Origin of the sequence: Halalkalicoccus sp. CGA53 (genome assembly GCF_036429475.1) — an archaeon.
GTDB lineage: Archaea > Halobacteriota > Halobacteria > Halobacteriales > Halalkalicoccaceae > Natronorarus > Natronorarus salvus.
In genome coordinates this window covers 3,146,825-3,165,572 of sequence record NZ_CP144125.1, presented here as the reverse complement: position 1 = coordinate 3,165,572, position 18,748 = coordinate 3,146,825, and the positions used below count along the sequence as shown (strand labels likewise).

General features: G+C 67.4%; 18 protein-coding genes and 1 pseudogene. 8 read left to right on the top strand and 11 right to left on the bottom strand.

Annotation, left to right across the window (positions count from 1 at the left end):
• The first annotated feature begins 6 nt into the window (after nucleotides 1-6).
• From V2L32_RS18195 to V2L32_RS21175, 5 genes and pseudogenes are all read left to right on the top strand, one after another.
• On the top strand, nucleotides 7-1,296 hold the full coding sequence (locus V2L32_RS18195) for an ABC transporter permease (RefSeq protein ID WP_331233975.1): 1,290 nt from the start codon (nucleotides 7-9) through the stop codon (nucleotides 1,294-1,296).
• On the top strand, nucleotides 1,293-2,348 hold the full coding sequence (locus V2L32_RS18190; RefSeq protein WP_331233974.1) for an ABC transporter permease: 1,056 nt from the start codon (nucleotides 1,293-1,295) through the stop codon (nucleotides 2,346-2,348). The genes V2L32_RS18195 and V2L32_RS18190 overlap by 4 nt, the downstream gene beginning before the upstream one ends.
• Nucleotides 2,349-2,445: 97 nt before the next feature.
• Nucleotides 2,446-2,751: a DUF7282 domain-containing protein gene (locus V2L32_RS18185; RefSeq protein ID WP_331233973.1), complete on the top strand. Its 306-nt coding sequence runs from the start codon at nucleotides 2,446-2,448 to the stop codon at nucleotides 2,749-2,751.
• A 263-nt stretch (nucleotides 2,752-3,014) separates the two neighbouring features.
• Nucleotides 3,015-3,194 carry a hypothetical protein gene (locus tag V2L32_RS18180; protein WP_331233972.1) on the top strand — a complete coding sequence of 60 codons (180 nt, stop codon included), beginning with the start codon at nucleotides 3,015-3,017 and terminating at the stop codon, nucleotides 3,192-3,194.
• Nucleotides 3,195-3,296: 102 nt separating this feature from the next.
• A pseudogene (locus V2L32_RS21175) lies at nucleotides 3,297-4,307 on the top strand (nucleoside hydrolase).
• A 48-nt stretch (nucleotides 4,308-4,355) separates the two neighbouring features.
• Here the strand turns inward: V2L32_RS21175 and V2L32_RS18160 are convergent.
• Nucleotides 4,356-4,757: a universal stress protein gene (locus V2L32_RS18160; protein WP_331233971.1), complete on the bottom strand. Its 402-nt coding sequence runs from the start codon at nucleotides 4,755-4,757 to the stop codon at nucleotides 4,356-4,358.
• A 37-nt stretch (nucleotides 4,758-4,794) separates the two neighbouring features.
• A complete protein-coding gene (locus V2L32_RS18155; protein WP_331233970.1) occupies nucleotides 4,795-5,601 on the bottom strand; it encodes a hypothetical protein in 807 nt (268 codons plus the stop codon).
• Between the two features lie 131 nt (nucleotides 5,602-5,732).
• Between V2L32_RS18155 and V2L32_RS18150 the strand changes: the two genes are divergently transcribed.
• On the top strand, nucleotides 5,733-6,152 hold the full coding sequence (locus V2L32_RS18150; protein WP_331233969.1) for a universal stress protein: 420 nt from the start codon (nucleotides 5,733-5,735) through the stop codon (nucleotides 6,150-6,152).
• 87 nt (nucleotides 6,153-6,239) lie between these two features.
• On the opposite strand, the gene V2L32_RS18145 is transcribed toward V2L32_RS18150, so the two are convergent.
• The 3 genes from V2L32_RS18145 to V2L32_RS18135 form a co-directional block, all read right to left on the bottom strand.
• Nucleotides 6,240-7,475: a M20 family metallopeptidase gene (locus tag V2L32_RS18145; protein WP_331233968.1), complete on the bottom strand. Its 1,236-nt coding sequence runs from the start codon at nucleotides 7,473-7,475 to the stop codon at nucleotides 6,240-6,242.
• A gap of 128 nt (nucleotides 7,476-7,603) precedes the next feature.
• Nucleotides 7,604-7,951 (bottom strand): nuclear transport factor 2 family protein, encoded by a 348-nt coding sequence (locus V2L32_RS18140; protein ID WP_331233966.1) that lies wholly within the window; start codon nucleotides 7,949-7,951, stop codon nucleotides 7,604-7,606.
• 61 nt (nucleotides 7,952-8,012) lie between these two features.
• On the bottom strand, nucleotides 8,013-9,215 hold the full coding sequence (locus V2L32_RS18135; protein ID WP_331233965.1) for an MFS transporter: 1,203 nt from the start codon (nucleotides 9,213-9,215) through the stop codon (nucleotides 8,013-8,015).
• Nucleotides 9,216-10,051: 836 nt separating this feature from the next.
• Here V2L32_RS18135 and V2L32_RS18130 point away from each other — a divergent pair.
• Nucleotides 10,052-10,507: a universal stress protein gene (locus tag V2L32_RS18130; protein ID WP_331233964.1), complete on the top strand. Its 456-nt coding sequence runs from the start codon at nucleotides 10,052-10,054 to the stop codon at nucleotides 10,505-10,507.
• 236 nt (nucleotides 10,508-10,743) lie between these two features.
• On the opposite strand, the gene V2L32_RS18125 is transcribed toward V2L32_RS18130, so the two are convergent.
• The 4 genes from V2L32_RS18125 to V2L32_RS18110 all read right to left on the bottom strand — a co-directional run bounded on the left by V2L32_RS18125 (nucleotide 10,744) and on the right by V2L32_RS18110 (nucleotide 14,945).
• The gene (locus V2L32_RS18125; RefSeq protein ID WP_331233963.1) at nucleotides 10,744-11,727 is read right to left on the bottom strand and encodes an NAD-dependent epimerase/dehydratase family protein; all 984 of its coding nucleotides are present in this window, start codon (nucleotides 11,725-11,727) and stop codon (nucleotides 10,744-10,746) included.
• Nucleotides 11,728-11,968: 241 nt separating this feature from the next.
• Nucleotides 11,969-12,790, bottom strand: a complete 822-nt coding sequence (locus V2L32_RS18120) for a PIG-L deacetylase family protein (protein ID WP_331233961.1) — start codon at nucleotides 12,788-12,790, stop codon at nucleotides 11,969-11,971.
• A gap of 147 nt (nucleotides 12,791-12,937) precedes the next feature.
• The gene (locus V2L32_RS18115) at nucleotides 12,938-13,927 is read right to left on the bottom strand and encodes a Gfo/Idh/MocA family protein (RefSeq protein ID WP_331233960.1); all 990 of its coding nucleotides are present in this window, start codon (nucleotides 13,925-13,927) and stop codon (nucleotides 12,938-12,940) included.
• Nucleotides 13,928-13,982: 55 nt separating this feature from the next.
• Nucleotides 13,983-14,945 (bottom strand): Gfo/Idh/MocA family protein, encoded by a 963-nt coding sequence (locus tag V2L32_RS18110; RefSeq protein WP_331233959.1) that lies wholly within the window; start codon nucleotides 14,943-14,945, stop codon nucleotides 13,983-13,985.
• Nucleotides 14,946-15,080: 135 nt separating this feature from the next.
• Between V2L32_RS18110 and V2L32_RS18105 the strand changes: the two genes are divergently transcribed.
• Nucleotides 15,081-16,925, top strand: coding sequence for an aldehyde ferredoxin oxidoreductase family protein (locus V2L32_RS18105; RefSeq protein WP_331233958.1), 1,845 nt, complete (start codon nucleotides 15,081-15,083; stop codon nucleotides 16,923-16,925).
• A 12-nt stretch (nucleotides 16,926-16,937) separates the two neighbouring features.
• On the opposite strand, the gene V2L32_RS18100 is transcribed toward V2L32_RS18105, so the two are convergent.
• On the bottom strand, nucleotides 16,938-17,891 hold the full coding sequence (locus V2L32_RS18100; protein ID WP_331233956.1) for a malate dehydrogenase: 954 nt from the start codon (nucleotides 17,889-17,891) through the stop codon (nucleotides 16,938-16,940).
• 59 nt (nucleotides 17,892-17,950) lie between these two features.
• Nucleotides 17,951-18,742 carry a helix-turn-helix transcriptional regulator gene (locus V2L32_RS18095; protein WP_331233955.1) on the bottom strand — a complete coding sequence of 264 codons (792 nt, stop codon included), beginning with the start codon at nucleotides 18,740-18,742 and terminating at the stop codon, nucleotides 17,951-17,953.
• Nucleotides 18,743-18,748 lie beyond the last annotated feature (6 nt).

Sequence of the window (18,748 nt, the reverse complement as noted above, 5' to 3'; positions counted from 1 at the left end):
GAGACGTTGAGCGACTGGCGCGACCGGGCGGACGCCTCACTCGACCGGCTCGTCGAGGCCACGGCCGTCCAGCGGATCGCGATCAGCCTCACGGCGCTGGTCTTCGCCGTCGTCGTCGGCGCCGTTCTCGTCTTTCTCTCGGGCTTCGTCGCCGACTGTCCCGATCCGTTCATCCTGCTCCCGGGCCTCGGCTACGGCTGTTACAACCCGATCGAGGTCTACTCGACGATGGTCGCTGGGGCGTTCGGCTCGTTCACGGCCCTCGGTCGAACGCTCCAGGAGACGACGCTGTTGCTGTTGACCGGCCTCTCGGTCGCGGTCGCCTTCCGCGCGGGGCTGTTCAACATCGGTACGCAGGGCCAGATGGTGCTGGGGGCACTGGCGGCCGCGCTGACCGTTCTGTTCCTCGGCGAAGTCGTCCCGGAGAACGCGCTCGGGACGCTGCTCGCGATCCCCGCGGGGGTCGTCGTCGGTGCGTTCGTCGGCGGCGTCTGGGGGATGATCCCGGGGCTGATGAAGGCGTACGCGAACGCCCACGAGGTGATCACGACGATCATGCTCAACTTCATCGCGATGGGAATCGCCTTCTGGCTCGTCCAAAACCACGTCGGGAACCTCGAGACGGACTCGGTCCAGACCCACTCGATACCGGAGGTCGCCCGGCTACCGGCGACGATCGACGGCTCGCGCTTTTCGATCTACGCGCTGGTCGGCGCCCTGCTGGTCGCCGTCGGGATCTACTATCTCTACACCCGCACCGTCCTGGGCTACGAGCTGCGCACCAGCGGCATCCAGGAGGCCGCCGCGGAGTACGGCGGGGTGAACGCCAGGCGCAACGTCGTCACCAGCATGACGCTCTCGGGCGCGCTCGGCGGCGTCGCCGGCGCGATCTACGTCACGATGGTCCAGTACCGCTGGCAGGACGGCATCCCCCCGCTCGGCTTCGACGGCATCGCGGTCTCGATCCTCGCGGGGAACAACCCGATCGGCGTGATCCCCGCGGCGCTGTTGTTCGGGGGGATGAAAAGCGGGAGCGTCGCGATCGACCTCTCGCTCGGCGTCCCGAACGAACTCGTCGAGGTACTCAGGGGACTGATCATCCTCTTCATCGCGATGCCGGAGTTCTTCCGCATGATCGGGAAACGAGCGGGCTACGGCGGCGAGCCCGTCGCGACCGACGGTGGCGAGTCGAGGGGGGAGAGCGGATCCACGTCGGAGCCGACGGACGGCGGTGAGGGGGTCGACGCTGAGCGATCCACGTCGGACCGGAACTCGAACGGTGGTGAGGGGTCGTGAGCACGCCGCTGGTCACCCGACGACAGGGACTCGCGATCGGAGCGATCCTCTTCGGGCTCCTGGTGCTGGGGCTGGTCGTCGACGGCGGGCGATCGCTACTCGCGGACGTCACGGGCGTGATCAGCGCGTCGTACCTGGCCGCCGCGTTCCGCTTTACCGTCCCGATCGCGTTCGCGGCGATGGGTGGTATCTTCGCCGAGAAATCCGGCGTCATCAACATCGGCCTCGAGGGACTGCTGATCATCGGCGCGTTCGCCGCGGTCGCGAGCGCGTGGGGACTCGCGGCGACGCCGATCGGCGCGAACGTCTGGCTCGCGTTCGGACTCGCGGTGCTCGCGAGCACGGCCGTCGCCCTGCTGTTCGCGGTCGTCTGCATCGAGTTCAAAGCCGACCAGATCATCGCCGGGCTCGCGGTCTGGCTGATCGCGCTCGGCTTCGCGCCGTTCGCGAGCATCATCATCTGGGACCGGACCAACAGCCCGAGCGTCGGCACCTTCCCGGTCTGGGAGGTCCCGGTGCTCGCGGAGCTCCCGAGCGTGGGGCCGCTCTTCTCGGCCACCCCGCCGGTAGTTCTACTCGTCCTGGCGGTGCCCTTCTCGTGGTATCTCCTCAATCGAACACCGTTCGGCATGTGGATCGAGGCAAGCGGCGAGGACCCGAAGAGCCTCGACACGGCCGGGGTCGACGTCCGCAAGGTCCGCTACGCGGGCGTCCTTCTCTCGGGGGTCTACTGCGGGATCGGCGGCGCCGGGCTCGCACTCAACACCGGGCAGTTCGTCGGCAGCGGCGACACGATGGTCGACGGTCGTGGCTGGATCGGGCTCACTGCCTACCTCATCGGCAACTACAACCCCGTCGGCGCGTTCCTCGCGTCATTCCTCTTCGCCGGACTCGACGCGTTACAGCTGCAGCTACAGCAGGTCGCCGGCTTCGACGTCTCGGCGACGCTGGTCGGTATCATCCCCTACGTGGCGGTGCTCGTCGTCCTCACGTTCGTCGGTCGGACCCGCATGCCCTCGGCCGCCGGTGAACACTACGACTCCGACGAGTAGCCGCTCGGACGCTTTTCGATCCAGTCATGTCGTACATATTCGAAATACTAGTAGTTGTCGAAACTAGTACGCCCGGTACCACACGCTGGGTCGTACCATGACGAGCGAACCCCTGGCGCAGGTCGTAGCTGCCGACGGGTTCGACGGAGCTGCCGCAGTGCACGTCCAGCGACAGGGCGATCGAGGTGCGATCCGGAGCCTCGATATCGAAGAGGCGACGTACACCGACGAGGACTTCCTGGTCGTCGCGTACGAGGCGGGCATGAACGTGGTCGGGACGAGCGAGCCGATCGCCGCGGACGAGACGTTCGATGGAGCACTCTCGCTCGACCGACCGCTCACGGAGACACAGACCGTGACCGTCGTCCTCCATCACGACGAGGACGGCGGTCACGGCGACTGAGTGACGGTGAACGACATCGTCGTCCTCGACAACGCCACCGTGGGTCGACAGGAGTTCCTCGCGGACGGAGGAGGCCGATGAACTCGAACCGCGTCACTTCGAGGGGACCCGGTCGACGGCAGGTACTGATAGGGATCATCGTAGCCGGCCGGATCTCTCAAGCACACGTCTCATCGGTCTCGTTAGATTCGAAATCGAGGAACTATGAACTCCTACGATGATCCCTGTGAGACTCGGCGGAGCGGCGTTCGTCTCGACCGGCGTTGCGTGAAGAGCGGCGGCGAGCGGTGCCGGCGGCCGACTACGTGCTCCCGTCGGAACACTTCGACATCGTCGACTCGGCCGTCTTCTGGCCGCACCCCGTTGACGAGTCGGAGCTGACCGACCTGGCCCACCGTGCGTCGGATCACTGCATGCTCTGGTCGGAACTCGAACCCGACTGAAGGGATCGTACGAGACGGCAGCCGGCGTCGTCCCTCCCGGAGACGAACCTTTTCGTCCCTGCGTGCGATCGACGGACCGTGAGCTCCGAGACCCTTCGTCGAATGCTACTCGACACCGACACCGCGGGCGACGACACACAGGCGATCCTCCTCGCGGCGCTCTCCGATCGCGTCGACCTCGAGGGCGTGACGATCTGTGCCGGGAACGTCCCCTTCGAACACCAGGTCGAGAACGCGAAGTACACGCTCGGCCTCGTGGGAGCCGACGATGTCCCCGTCTACGAGGGCGCGCGCTCGCCGCTGTGCAAGGAGTACGAGTACGCCGAGTACGTCCACGGGGAGGGTGGGCTCGGTGGCGACCTCTTTCCGGACACCGGCACCCCGTCGGCGGAGGAGCAGGCGGTGGACGCGATCGTTCGGACCGCCCGTGAGAACCCCGGCGAGATCACGCTCACGTGCATCGCACCGGTGACGAACGTCGCGCTCGCGCTCCAGTTAGAACCCGCCCTCCCAGAGTTGCTCGACGACGTCTGGGTCATGGGCGGTGAACACGCTCGGCAACGTCACGCCCGCAGCCGAGTACAACTTCTGGGTCGATCCGGACGCCGCCCGCATCGTCCTGGAGGCGTTCGAGGTGACGCTGGTCGACTGGGGGGTGACGGTACGGGACTCGCTGTTCGGCGCCGACACGTTCGCCGAGATCGAGGCGATCGACACGCCACTCTCGGAGTTCTTCGTCACGATCACGGGTGCCGTGAGGGAGTTCAACAGCCAGTCGGCCCACGACTCGCTCGAAGCCGACGTGACGCCCAGCCGGACTCGATGACGCTCGCGACGCTGCTCGAACCCGATATCGTCGAGCGAGCCGGGACCTACTCCGTCGACGTCGACGACCGAGACGGGATAACGCGGGGCTACAGCGCCGTCGACGAGCTCGGGGTGACCGACGGGGTGGCCCGCACCCGCGTCGTCGAATCGGTCGATGGGGACCGGTTCGAGCGGATGATGCTCGAGATGGTCCGATACGGGGACCCGCACCACTCGGAGCGATCCGACGCCACTTCCACCGATCCCCGCCGAGACCGATATTCGGACGATTCGAGCGGAGCGTGACGCCCTCTCCGGTTCGATTGGCCGGACACCGGAGGCGGCGGGACTCGGTTACGCGCTCACCTCGATGATCGAGCAGTCGACGCTTTCGGAGAGCGTCGCCGCGAGCGACCGACGGCCGGTCGCTCTGCTCAGGACCCGCCGCCAGAGCGCGTCGCGCCCGCGACCGATGACGACCACCTCGGCGTCCTGAGCGTCGATCTCCTCGCGGATCGTCTCGCTGAAGAGGTAGCCCGATCGGATCACGTACTCCGCGCCAGGCAGCGGGCCGACCTCCGTCTCGACCGCCGCCCGAAGGGTGCTTCGTCGTACTTTTCGCCCGTTCTGATACAGATCGACGTGCAGGACGACGATGTCGGCGTCCCGTTCCGCCGCGACCGAACACGCCTCCCTCAACGCCCGTTTCGATCCCGCGGAGAGGGGATACCGAACCGGGACCACGACACGGTTCACAACGGTACACTAACGACGCGAACCCAACTCAACGTTTCTATTCGCCCTCGGAGAGTTCTTCGACGACCGGCTCGAGCCGCGTCCTGAGCGCCCCGTCGCCGTCGATATCGCCCGCCGCATCGACCGCGTAGCGCTCCCCGAGCGTCTCGATCAGAAGGACCTCGTCCTCGGCGTCGATCGAAACCGAGGCGCTCTCGGCCAGTCGCGCCTCCAGGTCGAGGATCCACTCCGGCGGGTCCCAGGTGTGTCCCCCGGGCGTCGGTTCCTCCTCTGCAGGTGCTTGGTCCCCGTCGACGACTGCGTCCTCGTCGTTGACCGGTCCCGCCTCGGCCGGCTCTCCGGAGCGGTCGTTCTCGTCGTCTCCCCTCCGGGGAATCGCCTCTCCCTCCCTCTCGGGATCGCTCGATCGCTCGTCACCGGTTCCGTCAGGGCCGATCCGGCCCGGTTCTTCCCCGGACCCTCGCTCCCCGTGGGGCGTTCGGGTCGGATCGACCGCCAGCCTGGAGGCGGGAAAGGAGTAGAACTTCACGCCGCGGTCGCAGACGCCGTCGAACAGGTCGTGTGGTGCTGCGGCCTCCCAGCCGGGCCAGGCCTCGCCGAGCCAGTGTTCGTAGGTCACCAGCACGACCGGTTCCCGGGGATCGTACTCCGGGTTCGTCTCGGCGATGGTGCGTTGCTCGTCGCCCACCCGGATCTCCCAGTCCGCGATCGTCGCCTCGGGGGTGAGAATCACGATCCCGTCGCTCGGATCCTCGTCCTCGCGGTCGATCACGGGATCACCCCGCGAGAGCGATCGCCCTTCCGGACCGTCCGCCGTCCCGTCGGATTCGTGTCTCTCGGTCATAGCGGGGATGGTGCCGTTCGGGGAGTTCGCCCCCGAACGGTAAAGGTCCCACCCCGCAGGAGTCGCCCGCGGGAAACCACGTGTAGTTTAACAGGGAGTGGAACGTATCTCCCGATGGTGCATGATTGACCATGGCAGAACGCATCCTCGTCCCGGTCACCTACTCCGAGGAGTCCGAGAAGGCCGTCGAGTTCGCCGTCAGCCGGTTTCCCGAGGCCGAGATACGGGTGATCCACGTGATCAACCCGAGCTACCACTACGGTACGGAAGGCTACTTCGACTACGGCCACATCATCGAGGCCGAGGAGAAGAACGCCGAGGAGCTCTTCGAGCGAGTGAGAGAGGTCGCCGACTCACACGGCGTCGAGATCACGGCCGAGACCCGGACCGGACAGACCCCTCGGACGATCATCGCGTACGCCGAGGACGAGGGGGTCGACCAGATCATCCTCGGTAGCCGCGGTCGCTCCGGCATCTCCCGGCTCCTGCTCGGAAGCGTCGCGGAGGCGGTGACCCGGCGCTCGCCGGTGCCGGTCACGGTCGTCCGGTGACGGGCTCGTACGGACTGCTGTAGTCCGTACCGGCCAGACCGGTACCCACCGCTCGGTCCGAGCGGTACCCAGGTACAGCAGTCCGTATCAGTCCACGCCGCGAGCGATCTCCCGAACGCTCGCGGCCACCACGACGGCCGCGTCCCGGAGCTGTGAGAGCGAGAGGTTCTCGTCCGGGCCGTGGACGTTCGAGTCCGTCCCGCCGGGGCCGAACTTGAGCGTCGCGGCCCCGCCCGCGTGGAAGTGACCGGCATCCGATCCGCCACGTGTCCCGCGAACCGGGACCTCCCCGAAGACCGCGTCCGCGTTGCGTTTGACCGCTCGGACGTGGGGGTCATCGGGGGCGGAGAGAAACGGCTTCGTCCCGCCAAGCGTCTCCACGGCTGCTGTCGTCCCCGGTGGAAGATCGACCGCCTCTACCACGGCCCGGAACTCCCGTTCCGCGCTCTCGACGTCGTGATCCGGCGGCACCCGGCGATCGACGACGACCGAACACGACGACGGTACCACGTTGCTCTTCACGCCGCCGTCGATCACCGAGGGGGTGCAGGTCGCACTCCCGACGCCGGGCACCGTGCTCTCCGCTCCGGCGAGTTCCCTCCCGTAGCGGTCGAGTTCGGCGACGATCCGCGAGGCACCGACGACCGCGTTCGCTCCCGTCTCCGGTTCGAGGCCGGCGTGTGCGGAGACGCCGTCGACGTGGACGCGGAACGTGAGCACGCCGGACGAGGCGTACTCGACCGCGTAGGTACTCCCCTCCACGATGGCGTAGTCGGGTTCGAGCGCACCGCTCTCGACGACGTAGCCGGCACCCGCCTCGCCGCCAGTCTCCTCGTCGGCGGTCAGCGCGAGCACGAGTGTCGCGTCTCCTGGAAGGAGACCGCTCTCCTCGAGCGCGCGGGCGGCGAGCGTGTACGCCGCGATCCGTCCCTTCGAGTCGCGAGCGCCCCGGCCGTAGAGCCGCCCGTCGTCGATCTCCGCTCCGAACGGGTCGTAGCTCCATTTCGACTCGTCGACCGGTACCGTGTCGATGTGGGCGTTGAGCGCGATCGTCGGCCCCTCGCCCCGGGAGACGGACGCGAGGACGTTCGGACGCGGGTGCTCGAGTCCGAGCTCCGAACACAGCTCCTCGGGAGCCCAGACGACGTCGACCTCCCAGCCGTAACCCTCGTACCGCTCGCGGAGGCGGTCGAGGATCGCCGTGTACTCACCCGGTGGGTTGACGCTCGGGGTCCGAACCATCGCCTGCAGGAACTCGACCGCCTCCCGTTCGAGTTCGTCGACGGCTCTGGATACCTCGGCGAGATCGGTGTCGGAAGCCATGTGCCCGTGGACCGACCCCCCGGTCTAAGTCGTTCGCGTTCCGGAACCTCGGAGTTCGTGTGAGCGTGAGAGCAGGTGGGCGCGACGTCGCTTCGGGTGTCGATCCGAGTTCGCCTCGCCGGTAGGTCTCACTTCGGCTCGACCAGCCCGGCGAACGTCTGTGAGACGATGGCATCGTCCCTGATGAGGAACGTATCGGTGCAGAACTCGTAGTTGTTGTCGGGCGTCTCGCCGTTCCAGACGACGTAGGCGAGTTCGCCGTCGATCTCCTCCTGTTCTAGCTTCAGGGTCGAGCCCGTCTGGCCGAGATCCCCGAAGAGGCTCTCGAACAGTCCCTCGATCTCCGAGAGTCCGGTGTACGTCCCCATGTTCGTGATAACGACCGATCCGTCGACGTAGTCCTCCATGATCGCCTCGAGGTCCTGTTCGGTGAACGCCGCCCAGTGGTGGTCCAGTATCTCCTTCGTCGTCGCCATAGCTCACTCGGAGTATCACGAACGACCGATAATAACTCCCACCGATCGGACCTGCTCGGGATCAGACCTCGGGGAGAGCCAGAACGAGCGGGATCGACAGCCCGGTCAGGACGGCGAGTACGAGAAACGCCTCGTCGAAGAAGCCGAGGTCGGCGATCGCCCCGAACAGCAGCGGGCTCGCCGCGCCGACGGTCATGTAGATCGTTCGTAGGGTGCCGAGACCGGTGTTGAGCACGTCGTCGGCGAGCGCGACCGTCAGGTACGAGAGGGTGATCGTCCCCCGTCCGAGCATCGCGCTCAGGAGCGCGGTGACGGCGACGACCGGCCAGAACCCCTCTACGAGCGTGAGCGCCACCAGACCGGTGCCCGAGACGAGACAGATGACGACCAGCGAGACGCGCGCACCGATCCGGTCGTAGGCGGTGCCCGAAAACGGCTTGATCACGATCCCGAGCGCGAAGTAGAGCGCGAAGACCCCACCGGCGACGGTCGCGGAGAGCCCCTTCACGTCGATCAGGTAGGTCGGGAAGAAGCCCGTGAAGGCGTTCCAGACGGAGACGCCGACGATCTGGAACGCCAGCGCGAGCAGGATCGGGCGCTCGTGCAGCTCTCCGAGGAGGTAGCGAGCGGCGTCGAGCGAGAGCCCCTCCCCGGGCGTCTCCTCGGAGGTCCGGGCGGGGACGACGACCCAGACGGCGAGCGCGACGAGCGCGAACATCGGGACCGCGAGCCCGAAGCCGAGCTGCCAGGCGACCGCCGCGGCGACGAGGCCGGCGGCGGGCGGAAAGAGCGTGTTCCCGACGTCACCTGCCGCAGAGATCAGCCCGAAGGCGGTCCCGATCCGCTCAGGGTAGACGGCGGAGATCGCGGTGATCCGGACGACGCCGAACAGCGCCGTCGCGAAACCGAACAGCGCCGTCGCGAGAAAGAGCACCGGGGCGCTCGCCCCGACGATCACGAGCGTGAGCGTCCCCGCCGCGAGCGCCATGCTCAGGACCATCGTCGTCCCCTCGCCGATCCGGTCGGCGAGCAGACCCCCCGGGAGCTGGCCGAGCGCGTAGGCGATCCAGAGGACGCTCAACAGCAAGCCGGCGGTCGTGAGCGTGAGCCCGTAGGCGGTCTGCAGGTAGGGGAGCATGACCGGATAGGCCAGCCGAACGCCGATCGAGAGCGCCCACCCGGCCGCGATGGCGGCCAGTATCTTCCCGCGGCCGTCCCGCCAGTGTCGGTTCGCTTCGCGGAGGTGGTGTGTGGCTGAGCGCACGGCGGGTTCCCGAACGACTCGCCCCTTCAGCCGAGGCAGGCTTGAGTGTTCGTGAGCCCCACGGAATTGCCTGGAACTCCCCGGATCGAGTGGCGATCGCTCTCACCGAGGATCGGGTTCCGACGCACACCGTCGGCGCGGAACGAACCGGAAACCTCGAATCGAACTGCCCCTCACGCTCTCATCGGGACCGTGCCCGTACACCGGAGCACCCTACGACGGTCTCCTCCCTCTCCGGCCCGCCCTGAGCGCCCGCGCCTCGGCGGCGCTGTGACGCATCACGTCACGGCGGTCCTCCCAGTTCGCGTACCTCGTTAGTGACGGTCTCCCGACAAACGGCGCCACCTCCCTCGTCGGGAGCACGCTTCCTCCCGGGGTCGACGAGTGTCCCAGCGTCTTTCCACGTCCGGTCGTTCGCGATGGATCGTACTCCATGGCGGATCTATACAACACGATTAATCATTAAATTTTTCTACGGTTCCGGGACCTGTTCGCGTTCTCGGCCGTGTGTCGTCGTCGGGCGTCCGCCCTCTCGAGCTGTCGAGCACCGTCACTCCCGGTAGGCCGACAGTATGGGGTTCCCATCAGGCTGCTGCCAGCGACTCTCTCTCACGGGGAGACGGTTCTCGAATCCGACCGGACGGCTGACGGCCCGGGGACACGAGTCGGTGACCGGAGCGTCGGCCGCGGCCGGTACCTTCGCGTTCGCCACCCCCGAGCGCGCATCCGGGGGACTCAATCGAGCCACGCGACGGGTCGTCCTCGGGGGTCGCTCCGGAAGCCGTCGCGCGCCGTCCGAACTGGAGTTTTATGGTGTCTCACTGTGCATAGATAGCATGACGCTCGAAACGATCCTGCTGGCGGTCGGGCCGAAGGACTCCGGACGCGTCGAGCAGCTCGCAGAGGCGGCGATCGAAGTGGCAGCGCCGGCCGGCGCGACGGTCGTGCTGGCCCACGTTTTCACCGAGGAGGAGTACGACGAGCTGCTCGGCGAACTCCACATCGACCGGGACAGCGAGGAGGCGACCCCGGACGAGGTCGCAGACCGCCACGCGACGATCCGCGAACTCGTCGGCGCGATGAACGCGATGGAGATCGACCACGAGATCCGTGGCGTGGTCGGCGATCGCGCCGAGCGCATCACGGAGCTCGCGTCGACGCTCGGGGCGGATCGGGTGATCATCGGCGGACGCCAGCGACGACCCAGCGGGAAGGCGGTCTTCGGCTCCACCGCCCAGGAAGTGTTGCTGACCGCACCCTGTCCGGTGACGTTCGTCCGGGTCGAGACCTGATCCGCCGGAAAGTTCGTCGAGCCCATTCCGAGTCGATCGAAGGGGAAGCCCCGGCGTTGCTACTCCCCCCTGACCGTCGAGAGGGGCTCTCCGACGCCCTGGTCGGTCCGGGACCCGGTACCGAGGAATCGGTTCCGCTCCTCGCCGAGCCGCCTGAGCCAGGGCCGTCGTCTACCGGGCGTGACACGGCTGGACCCGGGTGTCGATCGATGCGGGTTCGAGCCCCTCCGGTCGGATCAGCCGTCCGACCGCGGGGGCTCCGACACCGCCTGTGGGACGTCCCGATCGTTTGCGATCCCCTCCAGGAGCTCCTCTGCCGCCCGGCGGACCGCCTCGTCGCTCGAGAGTTCGGGCTCGTAGCCCAGCACGGCGAGTTTCTGGATCGAGAGACACATCTTCGGGACGTCGCCTGTCCAGCCCCGGTCGCCGCCGGTGTACTCGTAGGTCGGATCGAGACCCATCGCGTCCGCGACGATATCCGCGATGGACGTGACCGACGTCGTCGTTCGGGTGCCCAGGTTGTGGACGTTCATCGGCCGGTCGGCGTGACCGATCGCGTAGGCCATCGCGTCGATGCAGTCGGAGACGTGCATGAACGACTTCTCCTGGCGGCCGTTTCCGAGGATCTCGAGGGTTTCGGGGTCCGCCCGGAGCTTCTCGATGAAGTCGGGGATCACCGCCCCCCTGAGCCTTGGTCCGACGATGTTCGCGAACCTGAACGTCCACGCCCGGAGCCCGTGAGAGTGAGCGTACGTCGAGATCAGCCCCTCGTCGGCGAGTTTGCTCGCCCCGTAGACGCTGATCGGGTGCAGCGGGGCGTAGTCCTCCGGCGTCGGCCGGGGAGCGTCACCGTAGACGGTCGACGAGGAGGTGTACCCCAGTCGCTCGACCCCGACCTCGTCCATCCGTTCGAGGACGTTGTACGTCATCTCGCTGTTCCGCTCGAACTGCTCGCGCGGCCGGTCGGTGTCGACCCGCTTCGAGGCGGCGAGGTGGAAGACGAAGTCGACGTCCTCCGTGAGCGCCCGTTCGACGACCGCCCGCTCCGTGAGGTCTCCCTCCACGAGCGTCGTGCCCTCGGGAAGCCACTCGTGGGTGCCGCCCGAGAGGTCGTCCACGACGGTCACCCTGTGCCCGGCGTCGGCGAGTCGGTCGACGAGGTGCGAACCGATGAACCCCGCACCGCCCGTCACGAGGACGTGATCTCCGAGATTATTCATGCGATCTACATTCCATCCGGATCTATAGGTGTTCGGTTCTTGGGACTGTCGGGATACGTAGCACTACGCGGAGCCTCGCCCGACTAGCTCGCCCGTATCGACCGTGACGGACGGTCGGAAGGGATACGGATAGATTCCGGGAAGGAGACGCTGGACCGGGTCGGATGCGACGTGATTCGAGTCGGTGAGTGACCGCAGACGAGCAGTCCTCTCTCCCGATCAGGCCGCGGGCTCTGTCCGGCTACAGTGAGGAGAGTTCCTCTTCGACTTCCAGGGAGAGGGGACTCCCGTACTCCGAGATCTCGAACGCCTCGACGTACTCGATGGCACGGCCACGCTCCGCTCCGAACCGTTCGATCAGTCCGTCGCGGAACCGGTCGGCTGCCTCCCGCATCTTCCGCAGTCCGGGGTGTGGATCCGACTCCAGCCAGGTACGTCTCGCCTCACCGCCTTCCGGCACCGCGTCCAGGTTACCCTTGTTGTAGGGAAGCCACTCATACATCTGTGATTCGTGACAGTCGAGCATGTCGTACTTCCGTTCGAGGGCCTCCTCGTCGATCGGGACGAAGAGCTCCGGCTCGAACGGGTTCGGACGGGCGAACGTGTCGAGGAGGTACGCGAAAACGGGGTTGGTCTCCAGTATCGGGGTCTCGGGGCAGACGTTCGGGACGGTCACGGTGTAGGCCGCATCGCGAACCAGCTGGGAGGTGTAGCGGTGATCCGGGTGGTAGTCGTTCGTTCGATGGGTGAAGACCACGTCCGGGTCGGTCTCGCGGATCAGCCGGACGAGCTCCTCGCGTCGGTCGAGGGTTGGTCGGAGCCGTCCGTCCGGCGTGTCGAGCACTCGGTAGGATATCCCGGCAGTCGCTGCCGCGGCAGCCGCCTCTTCGCGCCGCCTCCTCACGAGCCCTTCGCCGTGGTCCTCGTGGTGGCCACCCCGCCCGTCGGTCATCGAGACGAACAGGACGTCGTGGCCGGCGGCCGCACCCGCACACGCGAGTCCCCCGGCCTTGATATCGGGATCGTCCGGGTGAGCACCGATGACGAGCAAACTGAGCGACATGGCTACCCGCGCGCGCTCGGTGAGTGAAAACGTTCTGGTCACCGACCTGATGCCACGACCGATCGCCGAGAACTGTTCCGATCGAAGCTCGCTCTGTCGGGCTCGGAGTCTCGACCGGTAGATAGGTCAGTGGGTCTCGAAGGTGGTTTAGAGCTCGACGGCAACGGGCTCATCCCTCTCTGCCGATTCGTAAGCCGCCTCGACGACCGCGACCGCCCGTAGTCCGTCTTCCGGTGTGGTCATCGGATCGCGGTCCTCTCGAACGCTCGCGACGAAATCCGCAATCAGGTCTGCCGACGTATCCGTCGCGTGCGAGACGGTGTGGACGCCAGCCTGAGAGCCCGAAGCAACGGTGTGGACGACCGACTGATCGGTCGTATCGACCGCGAGCGCCCCCTCCGAGCCGACGAACTCGACGGTCGCATCGCCCCAGGTGTGCCAGCTCTCGGGCTTGCTCCAGGAACCGTCCAGCAGGAAGGGTGTGCCGTCCGAGAGACTCATCGAGAGTACGTTCACGTCTTCCACGGGGATCTCGTGGAATCGCGTGTCGATCTCGGCGTACACCTCCGCGACCGACCGGTCGGTGAGGTGCTCGACTAGGTCGACGATGTGAACGGTGTGGTCCATCACCGCGCCGCCGCCCGACTGCTCCGGGTCGACGAACCAGCCGCCGGGCATCTTCCCGCGGTTCGTCCCAGAGATCGCTCCGATCGGGCCGATCTCTCCGTCCTCGAGCGCGCGTTTCGCACGCTTTGCGGCCTCGCTGAAGCGCAACGGCATCGCCACGCCCACGTGGACCCCCGACTCGCGCCAGACGTCGACGATCGAACTCGCCTCCTCGAGCGTCGGTGCGAGCGGCTTCTCGCAGAGGACGTGGACACCCGCCGCGCAGGCACGATCGATCCACGCCCGGTGGTCCGCGTTCGGCGCACAGATCACGCCCGCGTCGATTCGATCGAGCAACTCGTCCGGATCGGCCACGTACTCGATTCCGTGTCGATCGGCACAGGCGCTCCCTCGCTTTTCGTCCTCGTCGGTGACGCCGACGAACGAGAGGTCGCCTCGCCCGGAGAGCTCCGCCGCGTACGCGTCGGTGTGGACGTGGGCCGCCGAGAGGATTCCGACCTCGAGACTCACGAGAGCACCTCCGGGGCCACGTCCCGGCGTGCCCGCGTCTGATTACGTCGCTCGCTCACGCGACCACCTCCGATACGGTGACTGGTCGGTTTCGATCGGCCGATCGCTCGGCGGCGAGCGCCAGTCGGAGCGCTTCGGTCGCGTCTTGTACCCCGACCGCGGGGTCGGTTCCCGATTCGACACACGAGACGAAGTGTTCCAGTTCGCGTCGGTAGCCCCCCTTCGCGTGCGGGCTCTCGACCAGCTCGCCTGCTTCGGTCCACTGTCGATAGGGGGAGTCGCCGTCGGTCGAGAACTCGACCAGCCCCGCATCACCCGCGAGTTCGAGTTCGCTCGTGAACGCGCGAGACTCAGGCTGTGCCCAGGAGGCTTCCACGTACCCGACGGCCCCCTCCTCGAAGCGGAGCGTGACGAAGCCGTGCTCCGCGCGTGGTTCGCGGTGGCGGCGAGCGAAGACCCGTTCGACCTCCCCCCAACACCACCGGAGGTAGTCCAGGTCATGAATGGCGAGGTCGACGAAGATCCCGCCGCTTTTCTTCCGGTCCGCGAACCAGTCCTCCGAACCCCACTCGGGAAACGGAGAGAGCCGCCGAGCCCGCGCGACTCCGGGGGTGCCGATGTCGAGTTCGGCCGCCGTCGCGTACTCCGGGAAAAACCGGAGCACGTGCCCGGCCATGAACGCTAGGTCTGCTCGTTCGACCACGTCAGCGATCTCACGCGCCCCGTCGAGGGTGTTTGCGATCGGCTTCTCGACGAACACCGCGGCGTTAGCATCACCAGCACACCGGACGGCGTCGACGTGTGTGTGCGTCGGCGTACAAACGTCGAGCGCGTCGATCTCCTCGGTCGCACACATACTCGCGACGTCCGTGTAGGGGTTCGCGTCGAGGCCGTGTCCTTCGACGAACCGTCTCGGATCGCTCGGCGCGGCGACGCCGACTACCTCCACGTCCATCTCGGCGTACCCCGCGAGATGTGTCTCGGCCATGAACCCGGCTCCGGCTATCCCGATTCGCATGGACAACCACGTTCGAACGCGTGAATAAACGTTTCGTGGCTGGAGGGCCACGTCGGCTCGTGGTCGAACGACCCTGTCGCTCGTCAAGGTCCTGCGAACGGAACTTCCTTGGTCCCGACCGTCGAGTGTGTGGGTATGACGGACGACCTCCCACCGGCGTACGGCGGCGAGATCCTGCACGTCCACCTGGACACCGGAAAGACGGAGCGCGAACCGATCGAACCGGACGACGCGCGACGCCTCCTCGGGGGAAACGGCTTCGCGGCGAAGCTTGTCCACGACCACGTCCCCTCCGACGCGGGGCCGTTCGACGTCGAGAACATCCTCGCGTTCGCCGTCGGGCCGATGACCGCCACGCCGTTCCAGTCGACCAGCCGCGGCGTCGTCGGCTTCGTGAGCCCGATGACGAACGGCTTCTTCGACAGCACCTTCGGCGGGAGCTTCCCCCAGGCGCAGAAGACGACCGGCTTCGACGTCGTCGCGCTCCACGGACGTACCGAGGAGCTCTCGTACGTCGTCGTCGACGAGGAGGGCGCCCGGATCGAGGAGGCCGAGGGATTCGCGGGCGAGGAGACGTACGCGACCTGCGAGGGGGTTCGCGAGGCGGAGGGCGTCGGCCACTCGACGCACGTGATCGCCGCCGGGCCAGCAGGTGAAAACCTCGTCCGGTACGCCTGTCTGTTACACCAGGGTCGGGACAGGGAGGGCGTGGCGGGCCGCGGCGGTGCGGGTGCGGTGATGGGATCGAAGAACGTGAAGGCGCTCGCGGTTCGAGAGGGCTCGTTCGAGCCGGAGGTCGCCTCGGAGAGCGAGTTCCGAGAGCTCACGACCGGACAGATGGGGCGGCTGATGGACGAGACGCAGATGCTCCAGACCCACGGGACCGCCGGGCTGGTGAACCCGATCAACGAGATGGGGAAGCTCGGTACGAGAAACAACCAGTCCGAACAGGCCGACGAGGCCGACGCCGAGGCGGTCTCCGGCGAGACGCTCAAAGAGGAGTACGTCACCGAGGACACCACCTGTGCGGCGTGTGCGGTCCGGTGTGGCAAGCACGTGAGCGTCGAGGCGGAAGGGATCACGCGGGCGAAGATCCCGGAGTTCGAGAGCCTCTTCGCGACGACGACGATGCAGGAGGTCTACGACATCGAACGGGTGATGAAGGCGAACGACCTCTGCGATCGGCTCGGGATGGACACGATCAGTTGGGGGGTCACGGTCGCCTTCGCCCGCGAGTGTCACGAGAAGGGGCTGCTCACCGACGACTCGCCGCACCTGGAGTTCGGGGACGCCGACGGGCTCGTCGAGTTAGCGAGGGAGACGGCCCACCGAGAGGGGATCGGCGACGCGCTCGCGGAGGGCTCGTCCCGACTCTCCGAGGAACTGGGAGAGGAGAGCGAGGCGTTCGTCCACGGCCGGATGGGCCTCGAGTTCGCCGCTCACTCTCCTAGAGGTCTCAAGGGGATGAGCATCGGCTACGCCACCTCGAACCGCGGCGGCTCGCACCACGACACGCGCCCCACCAGACAGTACCGCGGCGAGTACGACGAAGGTACAGAAGGTACCGCGGAGTTCGCCGCCCGGTCGCAGCACTTCACGGCGCTCGGTGACTCGCTCACGCAGTGTCGGTTCGTCAGCGAGGGTGGGTGGGGCGTCCACGTCAACGAGAACTATCGCGACGCGGTGAACCTCGCGCTCGGGTGGGAGCTCTCGGTCGACGAACTAGAGGAGATCGGCGAGCGGGTCTACACGCTCGAACGGCTGATCAACGTCGAACGCGGGGTCGCCGGTCGCGAGACCGACACGCTCCCCCAGCGTGTCACCCACGAACCGATCCCGGACGGCCCGAGCGAGGGGATGTACTGCCCACCGGAGGAACTGGCGGCGATGCGCGAGGAGTACTACGCGTTTCGCGGGTGGGACGAGGAGGGGAGACCGACCCAGGAGACGCTCTCGCGACTCGATCTGCCGACGGCCTGAGCGGGACGCACGTTATCGCTCCAGCGAGGATCGCACCGCTTTCGCGGCCGCAGTCATCCGCTCGCGCTCCCAGTCGGAGAGTTCCCACTCGTGGATCTCGCTCCACCCCTCCGGAGAGAGGGTGAGTGGGACGGAGAGGCAGACGTCCTCCGCCCCGTACTCACCGTCGAGCGGGACCGAGAGACATACTGGGTCGTCGACGTCGTTCGAGGAGAGCGCCTCAACGATGCCGGCGACCCCGCGACCGGTCACCCATCGCGAGGAGTCCCCGGGACCGCGGTGTGCGATCACGTCGTACGGCGCGTCCCTGACGAAGTCGAGGGCCGCCCGGCACTCGTCTTCGGTCAGCGCGAGCGGCCGACCCTCGACGGTCGCGCGGGAGAACGCGGGGACGAGGTGTTCGCCGTGCTCGCCGAGCATCGGACAGGAGACGTCCGACGGCGAGGCACCCTCGTGATCGGCGATCCAGTCGGCCATCCGCGCGGTCTCCGAGAGCGAGTAGCCGAGGACGTGCTCGCGGGGCCACCCGCTCTCCGCCCAGAGGCGGTGTGTGATCCGATCGACCGGGTTCGTCACGCAGAGCAGCGCTCTCGGTTCGACCTCCCGGAGCCAGCCGCCTACCTCCTCGGCCATCCCGAGGTTCCGATCGAGGAACGTCATCCGGCCACCGCGCTCGGCCCCGCCGCTCACGCGCGGTGCGCTCGCGGTCACGACGATGCAGTCCGCTCCGGAGAGCGCGTCGGGACCCGGCGGTTCGTGTTCGATCGTTCCGTAGCGACCCCTCGACGCTCTGCCGGTCGGGTGCGAGACGTGCCGGGTCGCGTGGCGGATGTCGGTCGCGTGGCCGTAGGCGGCGTCCTCGTCCGTGTCGATCAGGGTGACGTCGACCGCGTGCTGTCCGGTGACGAGGTCGTAGGCGACGGTCGACCCGATCGTTCCTCCTCCGCCGATGACGGCGACGTGCATGGAGTGGGTCTCTCCCCACGACGCTTCGGTCTACTGGTGTCCGGACCGTTTCTCCGGTATCAGGAATCCGGGGTTCGATCGTCCGAGGACCGGCCGGTCGCGGTGCCGTGCCCGTCGGTTCGGGTGGGATAGCGAGGCGATCGTTCGCCCCTCGTCGCGAGCCTGTACTTCCCACGCTCGATCCGCTCGACGAACCCGCGCTCTTCGAGTTTGCGGATCCGTCGGTTCACCTCCTCGCGGCTGTAGCCGAGGTTGAACGCGATCACTGCGGGAGTGAGCACCAGCCCCGACCGGGAGAGCACCTCAAGGATCGCGTCGTCGAGCGGACGCATCCACTCCGCCGAGCGCGCCCTGTGTGGCTCCCGGACGAGCCGGTCGAGCCACCGGTCGTTCCCGAGGTGAGTCTCCAGCGTGCCGTAGAGTCCGACACAAAGGAAGAGCGCGGAGCCGCCGTGTACCCAGTGGACCGCTTCGGAGAGGAGGAGCTTCGTCGTGAATCCGCCGACGGCAAAGCCCACTCCACCTACGACCGCGAGGAGCGCGAACCGGCGGTAGCCCCGGATCGGAACGGCGATCCGCCGATGTGTGCGGACGATGACGTAGCACGCGCCGAGTGCAGCGAGATACATCGCGGTGCCGAGGAGTCCAGGCTCGTGAGCCTCGGCTCCGGTGACCAGCACCGACGTGTGATAGATCGTCGCGAGCGACATCACCGCCGCGAGCGTCGCGAGGCTCGATCCCACCGGGGACCCGCGAAACACCCGCCACGACAGCGCCGCGAGGACGCCGGCGGAGAGCCCCGTCCCGAGCGCGAACAGCACCCCGAGACCGGACAGGGTCTCACCGATCATACCTCC

What these genes read in the sequence shown, in the direction of transcription:
- V2L32_RS18125 (WP_331233963.1), bottom strand. Translation starts at nt 11,727, where the DNA reads ATGAATAATCTCGGAGATCACGTCCTCGTGACGGGCGGTGCGGGGTTC.
- V2L32_RS18100 (WP_331233956.1), bottom strand. Translation starts at nt 17,891, where the DNA reads ATGCACGTCGCCGTCATCGGCGGAGGAGGAACGATCGGGTCGACCGTC.
- V2L32_RS18130 (WP_331233964.1), top strand. Translation starts at nt 10,052, where the DNA reads ATGACGCTCGAAACGATCCTGCTGGCGGTCGGGCCGAAGGACTCCGGA.
- V2L32_RS18155 (WP_331233970.1), bottom strand. Translation starts at nt 5,601, where the DNA reads ATGACCGAGAGACACGAATCCGACGGGACGGCGGACGGTCCGGAAGGG.
- V2L32_RS18140 (WP_331233966.1), bottom strand. Translation starts at nt 7,951, where the DNA reads ATGGCGACGACGAAGGAGATACTGGACCACCACTGGGCGGCGTTCACC.
- V2L32_RS18110 (WP_331233959.1), bottom strand. Translation starts at nt 14,945, where the DNA reads ATGCGAATCGGGATAGCCGGAGCCGGGTTCATGGCCGAGACACATCTC.
- V2L32_RS18185 (WP_331233973.1), top strand. Translation starts at nt 2,446, where the DNA reads ATGACGAGCGAACCCCTGGCGCAGGTCGTAGCTGCCGACGGGTTCGAC.
- V2L32_RS18105 (WP_331233958.1), top strand. Translation starts at nt 15,081, where the DNA reads ATGACGGACGACCTCCCACCGGCGTACGGCGGCGAGATCCTGCACGTC.
- V2L32_RS18095 (WP_331233955.1), bottom strand. Translation starts at nt 18,742, where the DNA reads ATGATCGGTGAGACCCTGTCCGGTCTCGGGGTGCTGTTCGCGCTCGGG.
- V2L32_RS18150 (WP_331233969.1), top strand. Translation starts at nt 5,733, where the DNA reads ATGGCAGAACGCATCCTCGTCCCGGTCACCTACTCCGAGGAGTCCGAG.
- V2L32_RS18145 (WP_331233968.1), bottom strand. Translation starts at nt 7,475, where the DNA reads ATGGCTTCCGACACCGATCTCGCCGAGGTATCCAGAGCCGTCGACGAA.
- V2L32_RS18120 (WP_331233961.1), bottom strand. Translation starts at nt 12,790, where the DNA reads ATGTCGCTCAGTTTGCTCGTCATCGGTGCTCACCCGGACGATCCCGAT.